The sequence below is a fragment of the Pseudoalteromonas sp. NC201 genome (assembly GCF_002850255.1).
Taxonomy (GTDB): Bacteria; Pseudomonadota; Gammaproteobacteria; order Enterobacterales; family Alteromonadaceae; genus Pseudoalteromonas.
Window position 1 is genome coordinate 299337 of the sequence record NZ_CP022522.1, and the last position, 20051, is coordinate 319387.

18 protein-coding genes are annotated in these 20051 nt (G+C 43.2%); 11 read left to right on the forward strand and 7 right to left on the reverse strand.

Translation table 11 applies throughout. The features are described 5' to 3' along the window. Nucleotide 1: 1 nt before the first annotated feature. Both PNC201_RS01260 and can read left to right on the forward strand, forming a co-directional pair. Entirely contained in the window at nt 2-1198 is a 1197-nt protein-coding gene (locus tag PNC201_RS01260) for a methyltransferase (RefSeq protein ID WP_102055919.1), read from the forward strand. Next, nucleotides 1198-1866: a carbonate dehydratase gene (gene can / locus PNC201_RS01265; protein ID WP_010607772.1), complete on the forward strand. Its 669-nt coding sequence runs from the start codon at nt 1198-1200 to the stop codon at nt 1864-1866. Before PNC201_RS01260 ends, can begins: the two co-directional genes overlap by 1 nt. 66 nt (nt 1867-1932) lie before the next feature. Here can and ubiK read toward each other — a convergent pair whose 3' ends face one another. Further along, nucleotides 1933-2202: a ubiquinone biosynthesis accessory factor UbiK gene (gene ubiK / locus PNC201_RS01270; protein WP_010607773.1), complete on the reverse strand. Its 270-nt coding sequence runs from the start codon at nt 2200-2202 to the stop codon at nt 1933-1935. A 191-nt stretch (nt 2203-2393) separates the two neighbouring features. Between ubiK and rep the strand changes: the two genes are divergently transcribed. Beyond that, entirely contained in the window at nt 2394-4409 is a 2016-nt protein-coding gene (gene rep / locus PNC201_RS01275) for a DNA helicase Rep (RefSeq protein ID WP_010607774.1), read from the forward strand. Here the strand turns inward: rep and PNC201_RS01280 are convergent. The 3 genes from PNC201_RS01280 to elbB all read right to left on the reverse strand — a co-directional run bounded on the left by PNC201_RS01280 (nt 4395) and on the right by elbB (nt 8475). After that, on the reverse strand, nt 4395-6965 hold the full coding sequence (locus PNC201_RS01280) for a sensor domain-containing diguanylate cyclase (protein WP_102055920.1): 2571 nt from the start codon (nt 6963-6965) through the stop codon (nt 4395-4397). The genes rep and PNC201_RS01280 overlap by 15 nt on opposite strands. Nucleotides 6966-7187: 222 nt before the next feature. Then, the gene (locus PNC201_RS01285; protein WP_010607776.1) at nt 7188-7580 is read right to left on the reverse strand and encodes a c-type cytochrome; all 393 of its coding nucleotides are present in this window, start codon (nt 7578-7580) and stop codon (nt 7188-7190) included. Between the two features lie 244 nt (nt 7581-7824). Continuing rightward, nucleotides 7825-8475 (reverse strand): isoprenoid biosynthesis glyoxalase ElbB, encoded by a 651-nt coding sequence (gene elbB, locus PNC201_RS01290; protein WP_039494621.1) that lies wholly within the window; start codon nt 8473-8475, stop codon nt 7825-7827. 431 nt (nt 8476-8906) lie between these two features. On the opposite strand from elbB, the gene polA reads away from it, so the two are divergent. The 3 genes from polA (at nt 8907) to PNC201_RS01305 (ending at nt 13365) form a co-directional block, all read left to right on the forward strand. Continuing rightward, entirely contained in the window at nt 8907-11663 is a 2757-nt protein-coding gene (gene polA / locus PNC201_RS01295) for a DNA polymerase I (protein ID WP_102055921.1), read from the forward strand. A gap of 615 nt (nt 11664-12278) precedes the next feature. Beyond that, the gene (locus tag PNC201_RS01300) at nt 12279-12848 is read left to right on the forward strand and encodes a YceI family protein (protein ID WP_102055922.1); all 570 of its coding nucleotides are present in this window, start codon (nt 12279-12281) and stop codon (nt 12846-12848) included. Beyond that, a complete protein-coding gene (locus PNC201_RS01305; protein WP_102055923.1) occupies nt 12835-13365 on the forward strand; it encodes a DUF1285 domain-containing protein in 531 nt (176 codons plus the stop codon). The genes PNC201_RS01300 and PNC201_RS01305 overlap by 14 nt, the downstream gene beginning before the upstream one ends. 17 nt (nt 13366-13382) lie before the next feature. On the opposite strand, the gene yihA is transcribed toward PNC201_RS01305, so the two are convergent. After that, on the reverse strand, nt 13383-14021 hold the full coding sequence (gene yihA / locus PNC201_RS01310) for a ribosome biogenesis GTP-binding protein YihA/YsxC (protein ID WP_010607781.1): 639 nt from the start codon (nt 14019-14021) through the stop codon (nt 13383-13385). A gap of 453 nt (nt 14022-14474) precedes the next feature. On the opposite strand from yihA, the gene PNC201_RS01315 reads away from it, so the two are divergent. The 4 genes from PNC201_RS01315 to PNC201_RS01330 all read left to right on the forward strand — a co-directional run bounded on the left by PNC201_RS01315 (nt 14475) and on the right by PNC201_RS01330 (nt 17524). Further along, entirely contained in the window at nt 14475-15107 is a 633-nt protein-coding gene (locus tag PNC201_RS01315; RefSeq protein ID WP_010607782.1) for a c-type cytochrome, read from the forward strand. A gap of 636 nt (nt 15108-15743) precedes the next feature. After that, nucleotides 15744-16397, forward strand: a complete 654-nt coding sequence (locus PNC201_RS01320) for a class I SAM-dependent methyltransferase (RefSeq protein WP_102055924.1) — start codon at nt 15744-15746, stop codon at nt 16395-16397. A 24-nt stretch (nt 16398-16421) separates the two neighbouring features. Then, complete coding sequence (yihI, locus tag PNC201_RS01325) at nt 16422-17009, forward strand: Der GTPase-activating protein YihI (RefSeq protein ID WP_010607784.1); 588 nt, start codon at nt 16422-16424, stop codon at nt 17007-17009. Then, the gene (locus tag PNC201_RS01330; RefSeq protein WP_010376294.1) at nt 17009-17524 is read left to right on the forward strand and encodes a DUF2489 domain-containing protein; all 516 of its coding nucleotides are present in this window, start codon (nt 17009-17011) and stop codon (nt 17522-17524) included. The genes yihI and PNC201_RS01330 overlap by 1 nt, the downstream gene beginning before the upstream one ends. Nucleotides 17525-17680: 156 nt before the next feature. On the opposite strand, the gene PNC201_RS01335 is transcribed toward PNC201_RS01330, so the two are convergent. Then, a complete protein-coding gene (locus tag PNC201_RS01335) occupies nt 17681-18367 on the reverse strand; it encodes a 4'-phosphopantetheinyl transferase family protein (RefSeq protein ID WP_102055925.1) in 687 nt (228 codons plus the stop codon). A 121-nt stretch (nt 18368-18488) separates the two neighbouring features. Beyond that, nucleotides 18489-19055: an NADPH-dependent FMN reductase gene (locus PNC201_RS01340; protein ID WP_010607787.1), complete on the reverse strand. Its 567-nt coding sequence runs from the start codon at nt 19053-19055 to the stop codon at nt 18489-18491. A 107-nt stretch (nt 19056-19162) separates the two neighbouring features. On the opposite strand from PNC201_RS01340, the gene PNC201_RS01345 reads away from it, so the two are divergent. After that, nucleotides 19163-20050 carry a LysR family transcriptional regulator gene (locus PNC201_RS01345; protein ID WP_010607788.1) on the forward strand — a complete coding sequence of 296 codons (888 nt, stop codon included), beginning with the start codon at nt 19163-19165 and terminating at the stop codon, nt 20048-20050. Nucleotide 20051: the final 1 nt, after the last annotated feature.

A 20051-nucleotide genomic window follows, 5' to 3' on the forward strand; every position in this document is an offset into this window, starting at 1 on the left:
CGTGGCCATTGTGGAACCGAGCAAACGCTTTCAACTTCTAGATAAATTATTATTCGATACCCGACAATATTGGCAAGTCGTTGCTTTTGAGCATCTCACTATTCCTTGGCCACAACTACAATCTGAATTACTGCGATTAAGCGACGATGCAGTATCAACATTAGACAGTGACACTGATGCCCTTTATACTTTTTTTAGTCGCTATATTCCCGAACTTGAACAACTTACGGTCTTAAGTGCTTTACCGCAAAAAGTGGGCCGTAGAGATGAGTTACCGTTTTGGCTGAGCAATGGCATAAAGGGACGTAAATTAGAGCAACTTCAAGACTTTGTTGCCGCAGTAAACGAAACTAAAGCATCGGTACTAGAGTGGTGCGCAGGTAAAGGTCATTTAGGCCGATTGCTTTCTTATCATGGCGCGCCTGAAGTGAACAGTATTGAGCTTCAAGCGGATCTGTGTCGACAAGGAGAGGAAAGTGCGAAGCGGCAAAATCTAAACTTGCATTTTCATTGTGCCGACGTGTTGAAAGATGACATACATCACCACTTCGTTGAAAACCGCCATGGTATTGCCCTGCATGCATGTGGTGAATTACATCGTGTATTTATGCACCAAGCAGTGGCGAATGGCATGAAAAAGCTATCGCTCTCTCCATGCTGCTATCACTTATTTACACCACCTGATTATCAAGCCATGAGTGTTGAAGCACAGCAGAGTCAGCTCAACTTATCTCATCACGATATGAAGTTAGCGCTGCAAGAGACAGTTACAGCACCCGGGAGAGTGGCACAAGTACGTAAAAAAGAGGTGAGTTGGCGCTTAGGGTTTGATGCGCTGCGCAGAGAACTTACCGCAGATAAACATTACGTGAGTGTGCCTTCGGTCAATAAGGCTATTTTTTCGGGGTCGTTTAGTGAATTCTGTTATTGGGCAGCTGAGCAGAAGCAGCTCGTCCTACCTGACGGAATTGATTTTGACCAATATGAACGTATTGGGCGTGAACGAAAGCAAGTAACGGACAGAATTGAGCTAGTACGACACGTGTTTCGTCGTGCGATTGAGATCTGGTTGGTCCTGGATAGGGTTTTATATCTGCAAGCAGCTGGGTATGATGTCACCCTTAGTACTTTTTGCGAAAAGTCGCTCACCCCAAGGAATATTTTGATACAGGCTGAACGTCAGTCGGAGAACCATTAATGTGTAATACGAGCCCAAGTCCACTGAGTCACTTACTCGATAATAATAAACAGTGGGCAGATCGCACCAATGCCAGTGATCCTGAGTTTTTCAAAAAACTGTCGCAACAACAGAATCCAGATTATCTATGGATCGGCTGCTCTGACTCTCGTGTGCCTGCCAACGAGATTGTTGACTTAATGCCTGGAGAATTGTTTGTTCACCGCAATGTTGCCAATGTCGTGGTGCATACTGATCACAACTGTTTGTCGGTCATGCAGTATGCGGTTGAGGTGCTCAAAGTAGATCACATTATGGTGGTCGGTCACTACGGTTGCGGTGGAGTGCAAGCGGTGCTCGATAATGCTAAGTTTGGCCTTATCGATAACTGGCTGCGTCATGTCGCTGATGTGAAAGAGAAACACCAAGCGATTATTGAACAAGTGAGCAAAGAAAAGCAGTGTGCGGCGCTTTGCGAGTTAAATGTGATAGAACAGGTGCGTAACGTGTGTCAGAGCAATATCGTTCAAGATGCTTGGCAGCGAGGTCAAGCTTTGACGGTACACGGGTGGGTTTATGGCCTTGCTGATGGCCTCTTAAATGAGGTGGTGAACGCCGTAGAAAATATGGAGCAACTGTCGCTTTGCTATGAAAAGTCTCTGCTTGGTGTGAACCAGCGCTATTGCTAGGGTCAACAGAGTTTAGAGATTGCGTGCGCCACAAGCGCACGCTTTACTATCCGAAGCTGTGGTTGCTTATTTCTGCGAGTCGGATGCTTGGCTGGCAAGTTGTGCTTCTAACTGCGCCACTTTTTCTTCAAGTTCAACCAATTTTTCACGCGTGCGGATCAGCACTTTGCTTTGAATATCAAACTCTTCTCTGCTAACAAAATCCATTTCTGATAATTTGCTCTGGATCGCCTGTTTCGTTCTTGCTTCAAATGTTTCAGCAAGATTTTTTACGCCCTGTGGCATGTTACTGGAAATTTGCTTAGCAATTTCTTCAATTTTGGCTGGATTAATCATCTTCTTACCTTAGCTTGCGAGTCAGTATACAAAGTCCATCTTACCTTATGCGCCGCAGACGGAAAAGGTTCGCTTCATAGTTTTACATGGATACGATAAACTAGGGCCTGTTTATAAGAATTCCTCAACCCCTCAGCACTGACAGTTGTAGCCAACATTGTGCCAAGCGAGAAGATAACCGGATTAGTTGCATGAAGCTCAACCCAAAACAAGACGAAGCGGTAAAATATATCAGTGGTCCATGCCTTGTATTGGCAGGTGCGGGCTCAGGTAAAACCCGGGTTATTACCAATAAAATTGCCTACCTAGTGCAGCAGTGTGAATACAAAGCAAAGAATATCGCAGCGGTCACCTTTACCAACAAAGCGGCGAAAGAAATGCGTGAACGTGTGGCACAAACTTTGGGCAAGCAAGAAGCTAAGGGTTTGTGGGTGTCGACATTCCATACATTAGGGCTGGAAATCATTAAAAAAGAGGTCAAGACCTTAGGGTATAAACCTGGCTTTTCCTTGTTTGATGATCAAGACACGAATCAGTTGTTAAGTGAACTCACTGAAAAAGAGCTTGAGCGTGATAAAGACTTACTCAATTTGCTGAAAATGCAGATTGGTAACTGGAAGAACGAGCTTATTTTGCCTGAGCGTGCTATTCGAGAAGCGCGAGAGCCGCAAAAAGCGCTATTCGCTCAGCTTTATGCGCGTTATCAAACACAGCTGCGTGCTTACAATGCCCTAGACTTTGACGATCTTATTATGATCCCAACTTTGCTTTTGAATCAGTCAGTTGATGTGAGAGAGCGCTGGCAGCAACGTTTCCGCTATTTGCTGGTGGATGAGTATCAAGATACCAATACCAGCCAGTACCAGTTAGTGAAATTGCTGGTAGGTGAGCGCGCACGTTTTACTGTGGTTGGTGACGATGATCAGTCTATCTATTCATGGCGTGGCGCTAAACCGCAAAACTTAGTGCTACTGAGCAAAGACTTTCCAGGCCTAAGACTTATCAAGTTGGAGCAAAACTATCGTAGCGCAGGGCGGATCCTAAAGGCTGCGAATATCCTTATCGCCAACAATCCCCATGAATTTGATAAACAGCTGTTTAGTGAACTGGGGTATGGCGATCCGATCCGTGTGATAGCGACTCGTGATGAAGAACATGAAGCGGAGCGTGTGGTCGCCGAGATCATTTCACACAAGTTTATGAAACGTACCAGCTATCGCGACTATGCATTGCTCTATCGTGGAAATCACCAAGCTAGAGTGTTTGAAAAAGCACTCATGACCAACCGTATTCCATACAAAATTAGTGGCGGTATGTCGTTCTTTGCACGCAGTGAAATCAAAGACATCATGGCTTATTTGCGGTTCTTAGTGAATCAAGATGATGACAACGCATTTTTACGTATCGTCAATACCCCACGACGCGAGATTGGTCCGGTAACATTAGAAAAGCTAGGAAGCTTTGCCAACGAGCGTCATATTAGTCTATTTGCGGCGTGTTTTGAGTCAGAGCTTGCGGACCGTTTGGCGGGTCGTGGCTTAAATGCATTGATGGGATTTGCGCGCTGGGTGGTTGAGCTTTCCGACCGAGCAACCCGCGGAGATACCTTGGAAGCGGTAAAAGATATGATCCGTGAAATTAATTACGAAGCGTATCTTTACGAGTCATCTCCCAGCGCTAAAGCGGCGGAAATGCGGATGAAAAACGTATCAGAACTATACCGTTGGATAAGTGATATGCTCACGGGAGATGCTGATAACCCCGCCATGACACTGCCAGAAGTGGTAAGCAAACTCACATTAAGAGATATGCTTGAGCGCAATGAAGAGGAAGATGACTCAGATGCAGTACAGTTATTAACGCTGCATGCGTCCAAAGGTCTTGAATATCCACACGTATTTATGGTGGGGATGGAAGAAGGGTTACTACCCCACCAAACGAGTATTGACGAAGATAATGTCGAAGAGGAAAGGCGTTTGGCCTATGTTGGTATAACTCGCGCTCAGCAAACCCTAACATTGACTTATACCAAAAGTCGTCGTCAATTTGGTGAGCAAATCACCCCAGAGCTGAGTCGCTTTGTACAAGAATTGCCGCAAGATGATTTACAAATTGAAGGGAAAAAGCCTGTAGCGACACAGGCAGAACGAATGGAAAAAGGTAAATCTAACGTTGCGAATTTACGGGCAATGCTAAGACGGGACTGATTCGTTATCAAAATTTTGGATAAAGGCTACACGTTCGTTGCCCTTATCCAACATTTGCTGTTTGCCAAAAAATAGCTGCAAGCCATGCTTTTCCAGTAAGCTTCTAAAGTTTAAAATCGCAGGACCTCGGGCGATGACCTTAATATTCTTCACTTTAGTAACGGCTAAAATACCTTGCAATTGAACCTCATAACTCGTTTGTTGTAAGACGCGTTTACTAAACGTCGAGCTTAATAAGACATAGGTAAAGTCAACTTGGCTGATCAGGGTTAGATCGCAGCGATCTTTACCAAAATTATTCAGTCCGATAGGGATCCCCATATCGGCCAAGGCTCTGAGATTTAATACTTGCTGACTAGAAGCAAAGCGAATTTCGCTCTCTTCGAAGAGTAAACAAAGTGTTTTGTCTTGCCGTTGTAGCTGCTGCTTTAACGCGTCAAAATGTGTACTTTCTAGTAACATTGCAGAACAACCAAATAGCATATCTTCATCGCGGTTACGTGCTATTTCTTGCGCTTTGTTTAGTAGATGCAATTCAATTTCAAGCAGCTGAGATTTTTCTGCGGCAAACTTTTTCAGAATATCAAAACTGGTGCTGCCTAATACTGGATGTTCGCCAAAGGCTTCCAAAAAGCCAATTGGCTGGGCGCTATCTGACCAGTTTACGATTTCCGTGCAGCGGAAGTGAGTAGGGAGCTTATCTAAGTGATGCTGTTCTTGTTGCTTCTGAGCGTTTGAGCTTGCGGTAAGTAATGGATGATAAAATTCATAGCGACCACGGCCAGCGTTTTTGGCATAGTACATTGCCGCATCGGCATCTCTGATAATTTCATCGGTGTTACGATACAGCTTATTACTATAGGTGATACCTATGCTGGCACCACTTTGCATGCATACTCCTTTCAAGCAGAAAGGTTGCTGCATGACTTTGATAATACGCTTGGCGACATCTTCCGCTTGCTGACGATCGGTTAGGTGATCAAGTAAGATCACGAACTCATCACCGGCAAGTCGTGCTAATAAATCGTGTTCACGAATACACTCTAAAAACGACTGAGCCACCCACACCAAAAACTGATCACCTGCTTGGTGACCTAATTCATCATTTATGTCTTTAAACTTATCTAAATCGATAAAGAGAACGGCAAAGTTATCTTCGGGGTAACGATGATGTTTTTGCAGCGTCTTTTCGAGCTGAGTTAAAAACAAACTACGGTTTGGTAGACCCGTGAGTGAATCATGATGGGCATCATGATAAAGCTGTTGCTCAATCTTTTTGCGCTCTTCCATCTGCATTTGTAGATGTAAATTGGCTTGCTGTAGCTCTTTGGTCTTCTCCGCAACTCGATGTTCTAACTGCTGGTGACTGATCTTAAGTGCTTGGTTCGCTAGGTGCGTTTGTAGTACAGAGGCAATCTGATTAGATACAAACGAGATCAGCTCAACATCATCATAATTAAATTCGTGTTTGTGCTCGTAAGCTTGGCATGCGATCAGACCGATGACGCCAGTAGCCGTTTTTAATGGTGCACCAAGCCAACTCGTTGCAGCAAGCTTGTGGTTATAGCCTGCAGGGCGCTCTACCGTGCCCTCTAGTGCTAAGGCTTTGGCACGGGTACTATCTATCAATTGGCTTTGCTCAGTACGAATGACCAGCTCACTATACCCTTTTGCAAATGGACGAGGGTTGTAACTGGTTTTTTCATCAACGCTATACGGGAAGGTGAGCCAATTCGTCTCTTTATCGTAAAGTGCAATATAAAGATTGTCGGCAAAAGTAATAGAACGAATAATGTCGTGAACTTGTTGGTAAACATCGTCAATATCGGAGAACTGGGTTGCTAATTCAGAGATCTTGAATAAGATTTGCTGTCTTTCTAGCGCACGCTTGCGGTTTTCTATTTCTTTATTAAGTGCTTCATTACTTTGCATTAGTGCCCGCGTGCGAATTTTCACTTCAGACTCTAGTAACTCACGCTTTTTAACGCGTTCAATCGCTGTGGCCAAATATAATGACATCACTTCAAGCAATTCAACTTGATGATCGCTGTAGGATTGTTCCGCTTCGTAGCTTTGCGACACCATAACGCCAATAATTGCGCCATCGCGATAGATAGGTACACCTACCCAATGCTCTGCTTGACTACCCATTATCTTAAAATCGCCAGCATTGGCTCGCGATAGCATGTCGTCTTTGGTGAGGTAAACAGTTTCACCGGTTTTAAATACAAACCCAGTTACACCATCTTTGAAGTGATGTGCTTCATGAAGAGGGACAGAAATACCATCTTTCTCATCAACAAAATACGATAGCTCAAGCGCTTGAGTAAAGCGATTTTGCAGGACAACATAAAAGCTTTTGCTAGGTAAATATTGAGACAGAATATTGTGGATTGCGGGATACAACAAGGTAAGCTCAGCAACAGTACTAGCCTGTTCTGATAACTGAATTAGTGTGTATTGAAGTTGAGACTTTCTTTTATACTTTTTAAGTAAAGACTCTAATCTGGCGGTTCGCCGAGATAGTCTCCTAACCTGCTGTTGTGGCTCTTCCAATGACGAAACCAGTTCTTATTGTTGTTTAATTATTGAGCTTAATAGTTTCACTTTTAGCCGAAGCGGTCAAGTGTAAATTTCTCATTCCTGCTCGCTTTATAGAGCGATATCAAGCTAGGGTTAATCATGGCTTTTATGGCACTATATTGAGACGAAAATGCAGCGATAAACGCTGCACTGTCCAATAAGTCTTTTTACCCTAATATAGAGAAGTTGAAATATTTATTTGCTTGTCATGAAATCAATTGCCGCTGCAATCTCATCATCCGAGCAGTTCATACAAGTACCACGAGGAGGCATTGCATTGAAGCCATTGATCGCATGGTCTAGTAATACGTCTTTACCTTTGGCAATGCGAGGCGCCCAATCGTCAGCTGTTTTTGGTGCACCTAGTGCGCCTGTGCCGTGACAAGCAAAACATGCTGCTTGATAAACCTGCTCACCTGAACGAGGTCCTGATGGCTCGGCTTCTGCAGCACTTTCAGCACCAGCTAAATATACTGAGCCGATAGGCTGAAGACGTTTCTTAATCGCTTCTTCAGTTAAAGAATTGTCGTATGGTTGCGCAACTGCGGCTGTTGATAGCAATAAAAGTGCTGCTGAAAGTTTTTTCATTTACCTTGCTCACTTCGTTTGAACGTGTTCAATCACGATAATGGATGACGGAATTATTGGGATTATAACGTCACCTGTTCATTTATAAAACGTAAACTTGAGTATAAATGGTTAAAACCATTAATTTATTGCGTTAGGGCAAGCTTTTTCGCCTAAATTTGCAATAACGTTAGGCCGAAATGTGAGTCGATCGGCTCTAACGTTTTCCTTTACTATTACGAATGGGTAGGAGAAGCGATCGCTTTTATGCCATTTCGATTAGTTTAGTCACCGCCTTTTCGATACCTGTCGCGGCTTCAAGAATGGATGACGCCAGCATGTATGCCGGTGTACTAATCACTTTTTCATTGTCATCAACGACGATCTCGGTCACTTCACAATCCACGTGCTTTGCACCAAGCGTATTAACTGCCGCTGCGGTATCAACATCATTACCTATGGTTGCGAGTGTACCTGGTGTATGGATATGGGCGATGAGTGCTGGTGCAATACATAAATAAGCAATAGGCTTTTGCTGATGATTGAACTCACGACATACGCGCTTTACGCTTTCAAGAATCGTAGAGTCTGCTCCTTTAAAAGCAAAATCGGAAAGGTTCTTTGCTACACCAAAACCTCCTGGTAATACCAAAGCATCGAATTCGTCAGCACTTAATGTTTCCAGATCTGCAATTTCTCCGCGTGCAATGCGGGCGGCTTCAACAAGAACATTACGACGTTCATCTTGTTCTTCACCGGTGATGTGATTGATCACATGGAATTGATCAATATTAGGTGCAAAGCACTGATAGCTTGCCCCTGCTTTTTCAAGATTGAGTAGTGTTAATACTGACTCGTGGATCTCGGCACCGTCGAATACACCACAGCCACTTAAAATTACCGCTACTTTTTTCATTCATTTCTCCCTTCAATGTCACATCATGCGCGCTATATGCATAAAAAGAATTATGCACGAATTAAAAAATTATAAAGGATCTTCTATGATCTTTGATCAATTGTGTTAGTATACTCCTCCGCTTGAGAAAATCAGGCTATTTTTTACTCACCCAGATTGTTAAGCGTGACTAAAAAAATTCTTTATCCACAAAGCGGTAAAGATAATAACAATAAAAAAGGCACAAAAAGCGCAAGTAAATCAAAGTTTTAATTTGCACTCTGACTTTTAAAACAAAGTTTCGGAGCGATTTTTCGTGTTTGTCTACAAAGTTATCCACAGGTGCAGCACGATTTATCTAATGATGAGATAACGCGAAACTCGTTTTATCTTGTGCCTTGTGGCATCCTTACATTCTACTCCACAAAAGACTAATTTAGGATCCAATATTTATGTCTCAGATCCCTCAAAATCCGTTGATCTTGGTTGATGGTTCTTCCTATTTATTTCGTGCTTATCATGCGCCACCACATTTAACAAATTCAAAAGGTGAAGCAACTGGTGCGATCTACGGTGTGATCAATATGCTTAAGAGTTTGCTTAAGCAATATCAACCAAGTCATATGGTAGTAGTCTTTGACGCTAAAGGGCCAACTTTCCGCAACGAAATGTATAGCGAGTATAAAGCGCATCGTCCGCCTATGCCGGATGATCTGAGAACGCAAATCGAGCCGATCCACGAAATAATTAAAGCAATGGGCCTGCCACTGGTAAGTATAAGTGGTGTCGAGGCCGATGACGTGATTGGTACATTCTCTAAAATAGCGTCAGAGCAAAGTCGCCATGTGCTAATCAGCACTGGTGATAAGGATATGGCGCAATTGGTTAATGAACATGTCACGTTGATCAACACAATGACGAATACGATCTTAGACCCGAAAGGGGTAGTGGATAAGTTTGGTATTGGTCCTGAGTTGATCATCGACTATCTCGCGTTAATGGGAGATAAGGTCGATAATATTCCGGGCGTACCTGGCGTTGGTGAAAAAACGGCATTGGCGATGCTGCGGGGATTAGGCTCTATTGATTCGCTTTACGAAAACTTAGACAAAATTGCTGATTTAGGTTTTCGTGGCTCAAAAACCATGGCGAAAAAACTAGAGGAACACCAAGCGCAGCTAAAACTGTCGTATGAATTAGCCACCATTAAGCTGGATTGTGAAGTAGAGCAAGACTTAGAGCAATTTAAGATAGCTGAGATGGATAAAGATCGCTTAATCGAGCTATATGGTCAGTGTGAATTTAAGCGTTGGTTAGCTGAATTGCTGGATGGTCAGTCACAAGCTGATATCGTTGATGTGGAGGCTGAAGGGTCGGCGCCTGCGGCGGCGCAGGTCGACACCCAGTACGAGACCATTTTGACAAGAGCACAGCTTGATGACTGGGTAACTAAGTTAAAAGCAGCCCAGCTCATCGCTTTTGATACTGAAACCACCAGCGTTAACTATATGCAGGCGGATCTAGTTGGAATGAGCTTTGCGGTTGCACCGGGCGAAGCGGCTTACTTACCAATCAATCACGATTATGTGGGAGCTCCTGAGCAGCTTTCTCAAGACACAGTGTTTGAGATCATGGCACCACTACTTGCAGATCCTCAGATCAAAAAAGTGGGTCAAAATTTAAAATATGATCAAAGTGTGCTTGCTCGTGCAGGGCTTGAACTGCAGGGGATCGCTTTTGATACCATGTTGGAGTCTTACGTATTTAACAGCGTAGGAACTCGCCACGATATGGACTCCTTGGCGCTAAAATATTTAGGCCATAAAACCATTAGCTTTGAAGACATCGCAGGCAAAGGTAAAAACCAACTGACCTTTAACCAAATTGAGCTAGAAAAGGCGGCACCTTATGCAGCGGAAGATGCAGACATTACGCTGAGATTGCATCAACACCTCTGGCCGTTAATAGAGAAAGAAAATCGCCTTAAGCAGGTATTTACAGAGATTGAATTACCGCTGCTGAGCGTACTTTCTCGCATTGAACGCACTGGTGTGCATATCGATGGCGATATGCTAGCGAAGCAAAGTATCGAGATTGAAAAGCGCTTAGGTGAGCTTGAACAACAAGCTTTTGAAATTGCAGGTGAGGAGTTCAACCTGAGTTCAACAAAGCAACTACAAGCGATATTGTTCGACAAACTTGAGCTACCAGTGATTAAGAAAACGCCAAAAGGCGCGCCTTCAACGGCCGAAGAAGTGCTACAAGAGTTGGCGCATGATTATCCTCTGCCAAAACTTATTATTGAGCACCGTGGCTTAGCTAAGCTGAAATCAACCTATACCGACAAATTACCAAAATTGGTTAATGCGGATACCGGTCGTGTGCACACTTCTTATCATCAAGCCGTTACCGCAACGGGCCGTCTAAGCTCAAGCGATCCTAACTTGCAAAATATTCCGATCCGTAATGAAGCGGGACGTCGTATTCGTCAGGCATTTGTTGCCGACAATAATAAACAAATCGTCGCGGCGGATTACAGCCAAATCGAGCTTAGGATCATGGCACATTTGTCACAAGACAAAGGGTTGTTGAGTGCCTTTGCTGAAGGTAAAGATGTACACAGCGCAACAGCGTCTGAAGTGTTTTCCGTGCCGCTTGAGGAAGTGACTTCTGATATGCGCCGCAAAGCCAAAGCGGTTAACTTTGGTCTGATCTATGGCATGAGTGCCTTTGGTCTGTCACGTCAGTTAGATATTCCAAGAAATGAAGCGCAACACTATATGGATATGTACTTTGAACGCTTCCCTGGTGTATTAGAGTATATGGAGCGTACGCGTGAAGAGGCTGTTGATAAAGGGTATGTAGAAACTCTATTCGGTCGCCGCTTGTATCTACCGGATATCAATGCGCGTAATGGCGCTCGCAGAAAAGCAGCAGAACGTGCAGCCATCAACGCACCGATGCAAGGCACTGCGGCGGACATCATCAAAAAAGCGATGATTAAAGTGGATGAATGGCTACAAAGCTGTGATAGCAATGATATCCAGTTGCTCATGCAAGTGCACGATGAATTGGTGTTTGAAGTACACAGCGATAAAGTTGCTGAATACAGTGAAAAGATCTGTGAGTTGATGAGCGCTGCGGCAGCACTTGATGTACCGTTACTAGTTGAAGCCGACAGTGGTGACAACTGGGAACAAGCACACTAGTTGATATTAAAATCTACCCGAGTTGCACTATTCGATTAGACTAGTGCAACTTCATTCATCTTTGTTGGCAAGTATACACTAGCAGCATAGCGTCTTAATTTTGTAGCTCCTGTTAATCCCTAGTAACAAAAAACAAATTAACGTTGAAAGTTTATCAAATTGGCTCAAGTTTTGCTTTTTGGTGTTTATTTCTGGACGTCTATTTGTTAGAGTTCGCGCCGTCCTCATCCTGTAGGACATCCTGTTGATGATGTATCTCTCGAAAGAGGATACAGTGTATTGATAGCTTCTCCCCAGATTGCTATAGCGGCTCGTAACTTTTACGGGCCGTCTTTTTCTTCTCTTATCAAAGATGATAGCAATTGATGTAACTCCCCAATCAATGTGCATATGAAACCCCTATTAACTTCGTTAAAAATTGATCGTTTAGGGTAGCTAAATCACAACGTTTTTGCTTGGCTACTAAGGCTATTTTCTCGCTATAAAGTGAATACGATGGGCGTAAAAGTATTCCAACATAACGACGAGTTTATGATTAAAGGTTTATTTAATTTGCACTGCGTTTTACACTGAGCGCTCAAATGCAATTCACTCTCATTTCATAAGGAAGTCGTCATGCTAAAGTACCTTCTTTTAGGTAGTGCACTTATTTCTTCTCAGGCGTTCGCAGCTTGGCAATTTAATCAACAACAAAGCGATGTTAGTTTTGTGTCTGTGAAACAGACTAGCGTTGCAGAAGTACATCATTTTAAAACGATAGATAGTACATTATCTGCTAAAGGCGAGCTTGAGGTTAATATTGACTTGGCAAGCGTTGAAACGATGATCCCGATCCGTAATGAACGCATGCAAAAGATGCTGTTCAATGTAGCGCAACACCCAAAGGCGAAAGTTAACGCTGATGTTTCTGAAGTGCTTGCTAAACTTAAAGCTGGTACACAAAAAATCAATGATGTAACAGCAACATTGACACTGCATGGTCAGATCCAAAAGATCAGCCTAGACTTATTGATAACGAAAAGTGCTAATGGCTTGGTGGTTACACCGGTAAATGCATTTATTCTCGATTCTAAGCAGTTTGGGTTAGATAAAGGAATTGAAGCGCTACGAGAAATTGCGGGTCTGAAGACTATCGCGACTAGTGTGCCTGTTAGCTTCAACTTGGTTTTTGATGAACAAAATTGATTCGTTAGTCAAACAGTATGTTACGACTCATGCGCCGACCGAAAATTGGTCGGCGCCGTCGTGCGGTTTTTCTGACATAAAAATTGCTGCGGATGGTCGTTGGTTTCATCAAGGGCGTGAAATTAAACGGCAATCACTTGTTGCCTTGTTTGCTAGTGTTTTAACCTTTGATGGTCAACAGTATTGGTTAAAAACACCAGCAGAAAGTTGTGAGATTGAGGTGCTTGCTCATCCTTTTATTATCGAGCAATGGCGTTATTGTGATGAAGCATCGGCTTTGGAGTTATCACCTTGTATTATCGCGATAGATAATTTAGGCCGTGAGTGGCCCATTTGTGATGTGTTTCCACTAGCCCTTGAGCATGTTAATGGAGGAGATATTCCATTTCTCACACTCAATTATGGTTTAACCGCTAGAATTTCACGAAATGTCTATTATCAGTGGGCTGAATTGCTCGAGGAAGATGAAAAAGGTCTTTATCTGATGTCGGCAAAGACGCGCTTTTATCTTAGCTAAGCGCGCCCTACGTTTGATTATTCGCTCGCTTCTTCTTGAGCTTCTTTCACAAACGGACCTAAGTACCAATCATCCAGTTTCCACGCCAATTCGTTCAATCCGATACCTTTCAAAGAAGAAAACGCGTGAACGGTGATATCACCGTCTATTTCAGCTAGCGCTCGACGTACTTGTAGTACTTCTGCTTTGCGCTTACCTTGTTTTAGCTTATCGGCTTTGGTCAACAACGCTAATACCGGTATATTGCTGCCAGTCGCCCAGTTGATGAGATCCATATCGAGGTCTTTAAGAGGGTGACGAATATCCATTAATACCACAATCCCTTTAAGACATTTGCGGCGTTGTAAATATTCACCTAATGCTTTTTGCCATTTCTTTTTCATCTCTAATGGGACTTTCGCAAAGCCATAGCCAGGTAAATCAATCAAACGCTGATCTTCACCTAGAGAAAAAGTATTAATAAGCTGAGTCCGGCCAGGTGTTTTACTGGTGCGTGCCAGCTTTTGGTCTGTAAGCGTATTGAGCGCGCTCGACTTACCAGCGTTAGAACGACCCGCAAAAGCAACTTCAATTCCAGTGTCTGGTGGCAGTTTACTGATATCTGGGGCACTTGTGATAAATTGTGCCTGATTGTATTTAACGCGAGATTTTAGCACGCTGACTCCTAACTGATTAAACTTTCGCGGATGGAATTGCGTATTTTATAACAGTATGACGGAAACCAAAAGCATTGTGAGATTTGTTCTAAACGCCGCTTTTGTCGCTAATTGACCAAACCGTCGTCCCAATATTAATTAATCTAGGTCAAGTCCCTATAAATTATAAGCTTAATATGGGCAGAAAACGTGCCAGAGAAAGTAATATCGTGTAGAATGTAGAAATTGCAATGTCAATCTAAAGTGTATACCTATCAGTAGTCACTACTGAGCAAGGCGTATTTAGATGGATCGGTGCTGTTTGGCGTTATATTTGCTAAGTTTGCATGTATGATTCATCTGATTAACATAACAACCTAATTAGTACTGATTGGTATTATTTGCCCGAGCAATAAAGAGAGCGACTTTGTTCGCGAGGGTACAAATTACAGGGTCGGAAACAGAGAATTTACCATGAAAAAAATAGCATTAACTTTAACAATGTTGCTTGGTACGTTGTCAGCAAGCAACGCATCGGCATTCGATGGTGACGCGGAAGCAGGTAAAGCAAAGTCTGCAACGTGTGCAGCATGTCACGGTCCAGATGGCAATGCCCCTGTGACTATGTATCCTAAAATCGCAGGTCAGCATGCAGATTATATCTATAAGCAGCTACAAGAGTTTAAGCTAGGTATGACGTCTGGTGGTAAAGAAGGGCGTATGGATCCTGTGATGAGTGGTATGGCTATGCCGCTGTCAGATCAAGATATGAAAGATTTAGCTGTATATTTCTCTTCTTTACCTATGTCTGCGGGTTCAACGCCTGAAGATGTTGTTGCTTTAGGTCAAAAGCTATACAAAGCGGGTGATGCTGAGCGTGGTATTCCAGCTTGTGCTGCGTGTCACGGTCCTCGTGGTAATGGTACTTCTTTAGCTAAGTTCCCGAAAGTGTCATTCCAGCACCCTGAGTACATCAAATCACAGCTTGAGAAGTTCCGTGATGGCACTCGCAACAATGACATGAATGGTATGATGCGTGATATCGCGAAGAAGCTTACGGATAAAGACATCGAAGTATTATCTAAGTACTTAGGTGGTCTACACTAAAGTCGTATAGTGAGTTTACCTCTCTCAGTGTAAACTCCTACTATTGAAAAAAGGGCAGCATAGGCTGCCTTTTTTTGTTGTTGAAGTTGTGAGACATATCTCACTTTTAATGTGAGATATTTGCTCGTGCAACATGTGAGTTTTAGCTTATTTTTAAGCTGTTGTTCAGTGTAAGTTTATGTAATTCATCTTTTTTCTGTTTAATTAAAAAAATTAAGGTAAGAAATTTGTTATTAAACAGTTGTAACTCAAGCTCAGGAGCGTAGATTATTCGTTGTCGCCAAGCAATACAAAAAAAGGGACAATTCGATACGGAAGCGTAGGTGGCAAAGTTATGTATCTAGTTGGATACGAAGGACTATCAAGAAAGCGTCAGGAAGACCGAGAATAAGAAAATCACGGAAGTCTCATAATAAAAACAATATGGAAAGTGTCACGGAAGTCTAAAATAAAAACAATACGGACGACAATAAAATAAAAAGAATAATAATAAGACTTAAAAGTCGAAGGGAGAAGTGTCCAGTTGTGACGCTCAGATTAGTAGGCGGTAGAGAGTGATCTCTGCCGCCTTTTTATTTGGTTGCCTCTATTATACCTGATACAATAGCCGCCTTATTAAGCAATCACTGTTGACCATTGCAAGATTCAACTCTATTCAGTTGTGGCCTGTGCCAAGGTAATCAGCTTGAAGCCTACCATCAAGACAAGTATCGACTGTACTGGCAATGTCAAACCTGCCAGTTGGTGATGGTTGATCCCAAGTCGAGATTAACACCAGCTCAAGAAAAGGCCATTTATGATAGCCATGAAAACGATCTGGCTGATGAAGGCTATCGTCGCTTTCTAGCACGAGTGGCGGATCCACTGTTGGCACGTTTGGTGATACCAAGCCAAGGCTTAGATTTTGGCTGTGGGCCAGGACCGCTGCTTGCGAAAATGCTTGAAGAAGCTGGGCATCAAGTTGCTTTGTTTGACCTGTACTATGCTAATGATGCCAGTGTACTGACTCGTCAGTACGACTTTATCGTCAGTACAGAAGTGGTGGAACATTTAGCAGAACCTGCAAAAGTATTAACGCAATTGTTAGCATGCTTAAAAGTGGGAAAGCCGCTAGCCTTGATGACCAAGCTCGTCATTGATAAAGCACGCTTTGCGAATTGGCACTATAAAAATGACCTGACGCATATTTCATTTTTTAGTCGGGAAAGCTTTGCGTATTTTGCCGCGCAGCAGGATTGTGAATTAGAATTTATTGGGAATGATGTCATCATTCTCACCAAGCGTAGTTAACGCGAGAATTTTGGATAACCAATTATGACCAGAAAGAAAAAGACACGTAAAGTTGCAGCCAATGGAACACCAAGGCTGAGTAAAGAAAAGCTACAAGCGTTACGTGCACTCAAAGAGCAGCGTAGCAAAAAAACCAAAGGTAAAAAGCCGGGTTCTAGAAATGCACCAGAGATCCTAGTGAAAGAGCAATCAAACACGACGACCAATAAAGATCCGCGTGTTGGTAGCAAAAAGCCCATTTCTTTGGTTGCAGAGCCACAACCGACTAAGTCGAATACACAACCAGAGATGAAGCGTCATCTACAGCCGCAAGTTAAGTTAACTACAGCGGTTGAGACGTTAACTCCAGAGCAAGAACTTGAGCAGTTAGAAAATGATGAACGCTTGATGGCGCTACTTGAACGCCATGAGCGCGGTGAACTGCTAACAGGTAAAGATGCGAAATACTTCAATCGCGGCATTGCACGTCATCAGGAGCTATGTGAGATCTTAGGAATTGATGATGAGTTTGAAGAAGGCGATATGCTAGAAGATGATCCAATGGATCAGTTTATGAGTAATGATCTAGCAAATGAATGGTTAGACGACGACTTTGAGGAAGATGATAAGTAATGAATACTGCATGGATCATCGCAATCATTATTGGCGCCCTGATTATTGCTGGACTGGCGTTTTACGCGGGTAAATTACTATGGCAGCTGAAGGTACAAAAAGAGCAGATTGCCAAACATCGCGAGCAAAAGGCTGCTGAGCTTGAAAAGTCACGGCAGCAGCGCAATGGAAAAATTGCGGATAGCGTTAACTTGATCGCGCGTGCGATGAAGGAAAAACAATGTGAATATTCTGAAGGGTGTTTACGAGTTTGGGTACTCATCTCGCAATATAGCTTTGACGAGGAAGTTGACTTACAACAGAGTTATCCTGGTGTTTATCAGATGTATGATGAAGTCAAAGAAATGCCAACTCATGACGCGCGTAAGAAGTATTCTAAAAAAGAGATTTTCAAAATGGATAGCCAGCGTTGGCGTGCTGAAGAGCGCCTAGAAGCGGAGATCTTACAGGACTGTGAAAAGCTGATAGCGCGCTTTAAAGCGGCTGCTGGCAGTGAAAATGTTGTGTTTCAGTAAGTTGGCTTTGGAAAACGGCTGAGTGAATCTTTATCCAAACTTCAGATTAAACGCCCCAAGTGGGCGTTTTTAGTTCCAAATGAGAAATTTTTAACCCACCTAGGGTCAGGTTTACTCCTTCAAGTTGAGTAAGTATTAAGTCAAATAGTCATGATTTTACTGTGCGATGTATTCACACTCGGTCAGCACTAAGGCGTCTTTGCATTGGTAATATACTTCCACTTGTTGTCCTTTGCTTAAATTCTTGTGTAGTGTTTCCATCAAAGTGAAAATAAGTTTCTTGTCATCAAACTGAGTCAGCTTGACAGTATCAAAACCAAAGAACTTTTGCACCGTGCTATAAAGTGCCTTAAATATGCTCTCTTTGGCCGAGAAAATAACAGTCAACGGGCAGTGCACTTGCTCGCCGAATAGTGTAAAAATTTCAGCTTCTTCAGGATGTAGAATTTGTCGTTGTAGTTCGACTTCTTGCTTCGGTTTCATATCTCTTTCGATATCAATGCCTAAGCCTTTCACGGCGATATCATCTGTAGCAATTGCAGCCGCGATCCCTCGAGTATGCGTGATACTGGCAACAATATTAGCAGGCCAGATAGGCGCCCGATCAGAGCCGTTAAGCAGTGTAAAGTCACCTTGTCCAAAATGCGCTAGGCAAGTCTTGGCACATATTCGTCCCGCTAAAAACTCGGCTCGCCTTTTCGCTACCGCTTTATCAAGTGAAGCGGGCAGGAGTATATTTTGCTGTTCAAAGGAATGCGCGTTAAAGCTGTCAGGGTCAAACTGAACGCAATGAAAATGGTGTGAGAGATAGGGGGTAAATAGGTGACTCTGAGTGCTTTGCAAAGCTGACTCCCGTTATTCGTATCCATTATTACAAGGCTGATATTGCGCCTCTAATTCGCTTTGGACGCTTAGTGTGCATGAGCTAAGCGTCCATAGCAAGATATGAACGAGAGATTGAAAGTTATTTTAACTTACTTGCAACTGACACCAGTTGCAGCGCGAGGCTTGATACTTTTTCAGCAAGCTCTGGGTCTTTAATTTTACCTTGGTCATCAAATACATTAAATGCGCTAGGTACAGCCAATTGGTCTGCGAGTACTAAACTGCCAATGCCAGATAACACATCGCGGACATGGTTTAGACCGCGTAATCCACCTAAGCCGCCTGGTGAGGCCGCATAGAGTGCCACTACTTTGTTTCTAAATGCTGGCACTGCACCTTGTTCTGTTCTAGAGGCCCAGTCTATTGCGTTCTTGAGCACCGCAGTGAAAGAACCATTGTATTCTGGGCTTGCTAATAGAATACCATCGGCATCGCGCAGCTTGTCTTTTAAAAGTTGAGCACCTTTTGGTGTGCCTTGCGCTTCAAGATCTTCATCGAACATTGGAATATCTAAATCTTGTAACTTGATCACTTCTACTTCTGCGCCACTTTCTAGTGCAAAGTTTGCCGCGGCTTGGATGAGTAATTGGTTGTAGCTGTCTTTTCTTAAACTGCCTGCGAGTGCGATAATTTTTGCTGTAGTCATCTTGCTGATACCTTATTTTGTTTCGTTAAAATGATAGTAGCAAAATTTTACTTGCACAAAACCGAAATAAACGCAAAGCTTATGTGCATATATGCACAGAGGTGGTTATGGATAAATTCACAGATTGGCAGGATCTTAAGGTCGCTTATACGGTTGCCAAGCTTGGTACCTTATCAGCGGCGGCAGAGCATTTAGAGATCCACCACAGCACGGTACTGAGGCGAATAAATAGCTTAGAAGAAGCACTGGGAACGCGGTTATTTCACCGTCATGCCCGAGGTTATCAGGTAACACAGGCAGGAGAAAAGTTACTTGCGACGGCGAGTCAAATAGACGAGCGCTTGATGGAGTTGAGTACTTCTATTGTTGCTTCGGACAGCCAGCTTAGAGGTAAGCTTTTGGTGACAACGGTCAGTGGTTTTATGGATATGCTGTCGGAGCCTTGTTTGACTTTTCAGCAATTACACCCACAGGTACAACTTGAAGTCATTCTCGACCAAAAGCGTTTACGCTTAGATCATGGACAGGCGCATGTTGCGGTGAGGGCAGGACCAAAGCCCGATGAGCCCGACTACATAGTGCAGCATCTAAATACTTTAGAAGCAGGCTTGTATGCGTCTTCAAGCTATATCAAGCGTATGGGGATCCCCAAAACACTTGAAGCGTTACAGACGCATTACTTTGTCTCTGGTGTGGCCGGGTTTAATGCAAGAGTGCCATATTTCGCTTGGGTAGATGAACATATCCCTGAGACACAAGTGACACTTAGGGTATCTGAAACGTCAGACGCGTCGCGTGCCATTGTTAACGGTTTAGGTATTGGTGGGCTACAGCATGATGTGGCAAAACGTTATCCAGATTTACAGCCGGTGTTGCATGATGAGTTAAAATGGTTAAGCCAAGTTTGGCTAGTTACCCATGTACTGGTTCACCGAACTGCCAAAGTACAGGCATTGTGTGACGTGTTAAAGCGCCATTTTGCTAATTTGAGTTGAG

Coding starts and splice junctions, on each gene's coding strand:
- PNC201_RS01340 (WP_010607787.1), bottom strand. CDS start 19,055: ATGACTACAGCAAAAATTATCGCACTCGCAGGCAGTTTAAGAAAAGAC.
- rep (WP_010607774.1), top strand. CDS start 2,394: ATGAAGCTCAACCCAAAACAAGACGAAGCGGTAAAATATATCAGTGGT.
- PNC201_RS01330 (WP_010376294.1), top strand. CDS start 17,009: ATGAATACTGCATGGATCATCGCAATCATTATTGGCGCCCTGATTATT.
- PNC201_RS01285 (WP_010607776.1), bottom strand. CDS start 7,580: ATGAAAAAACTTTCAGCAGCACTTTTATTGCTATCAACAGCCGCAGTT.
- ubiK (WP_010607773.1), bottom strand. CDS start 2,202: ATGATTAATCCAGCCAAAATTGAAGAAATTGCTAAGCAAATTTCCAGT.
- yihI (WP_010607784.1), top strand. CDS start 16,422: ATGACCAGAAAGAAAAAGACACGTAAAGTTGCAGCCAATGGAACACCA.
- polA (WP_102055921.1), top strand. CDS start 8,907: ATGTCTCAGATCCCTCAAAATCCGTTGATCTTGGTTGATGGTTCTTCC.
- PNC201_RS01300 (WP_102055922.1), top strand. CDS start 12,279: ATGCTAAAGTACCTTCTTTTAGGTAGTGCACTTATTTCTTCTCAGGCG.
- PNC201_RS01315 (WP_010607782.1), top strand. CDS start 14,475: ATGAAAAAAATAGCATTAACTTTAACAATGTTGCTTGGTACGTTGTCA.
- PNC201_RS01305 (WP_102055923.1), top strand. CDS start 12,835: ATGAACAAAATTGATTCGTTAGTCAAACAGTATGTTACGACTCATGCG.
- elbB (WP_039494621.1), bottom strand. CDS start 8,475: ATGAAAAAAGTAGCGGTAATTTTAAGTGGCTGTGGTGTATTCGACGGT.
- can (WP_010607772.1), top strand. CDS start 1,198: ATGTGTAATACGAGCCCAAGTCCACTGAGTCACTTACTCGATAATAAT.
- PNC201_RS01345 (WP_010607788.1), top strand. CDS start 19,163: ATGGATAAATTCACAGATTGGCAGGATCTTAAGGTCGCTTATACGGTT.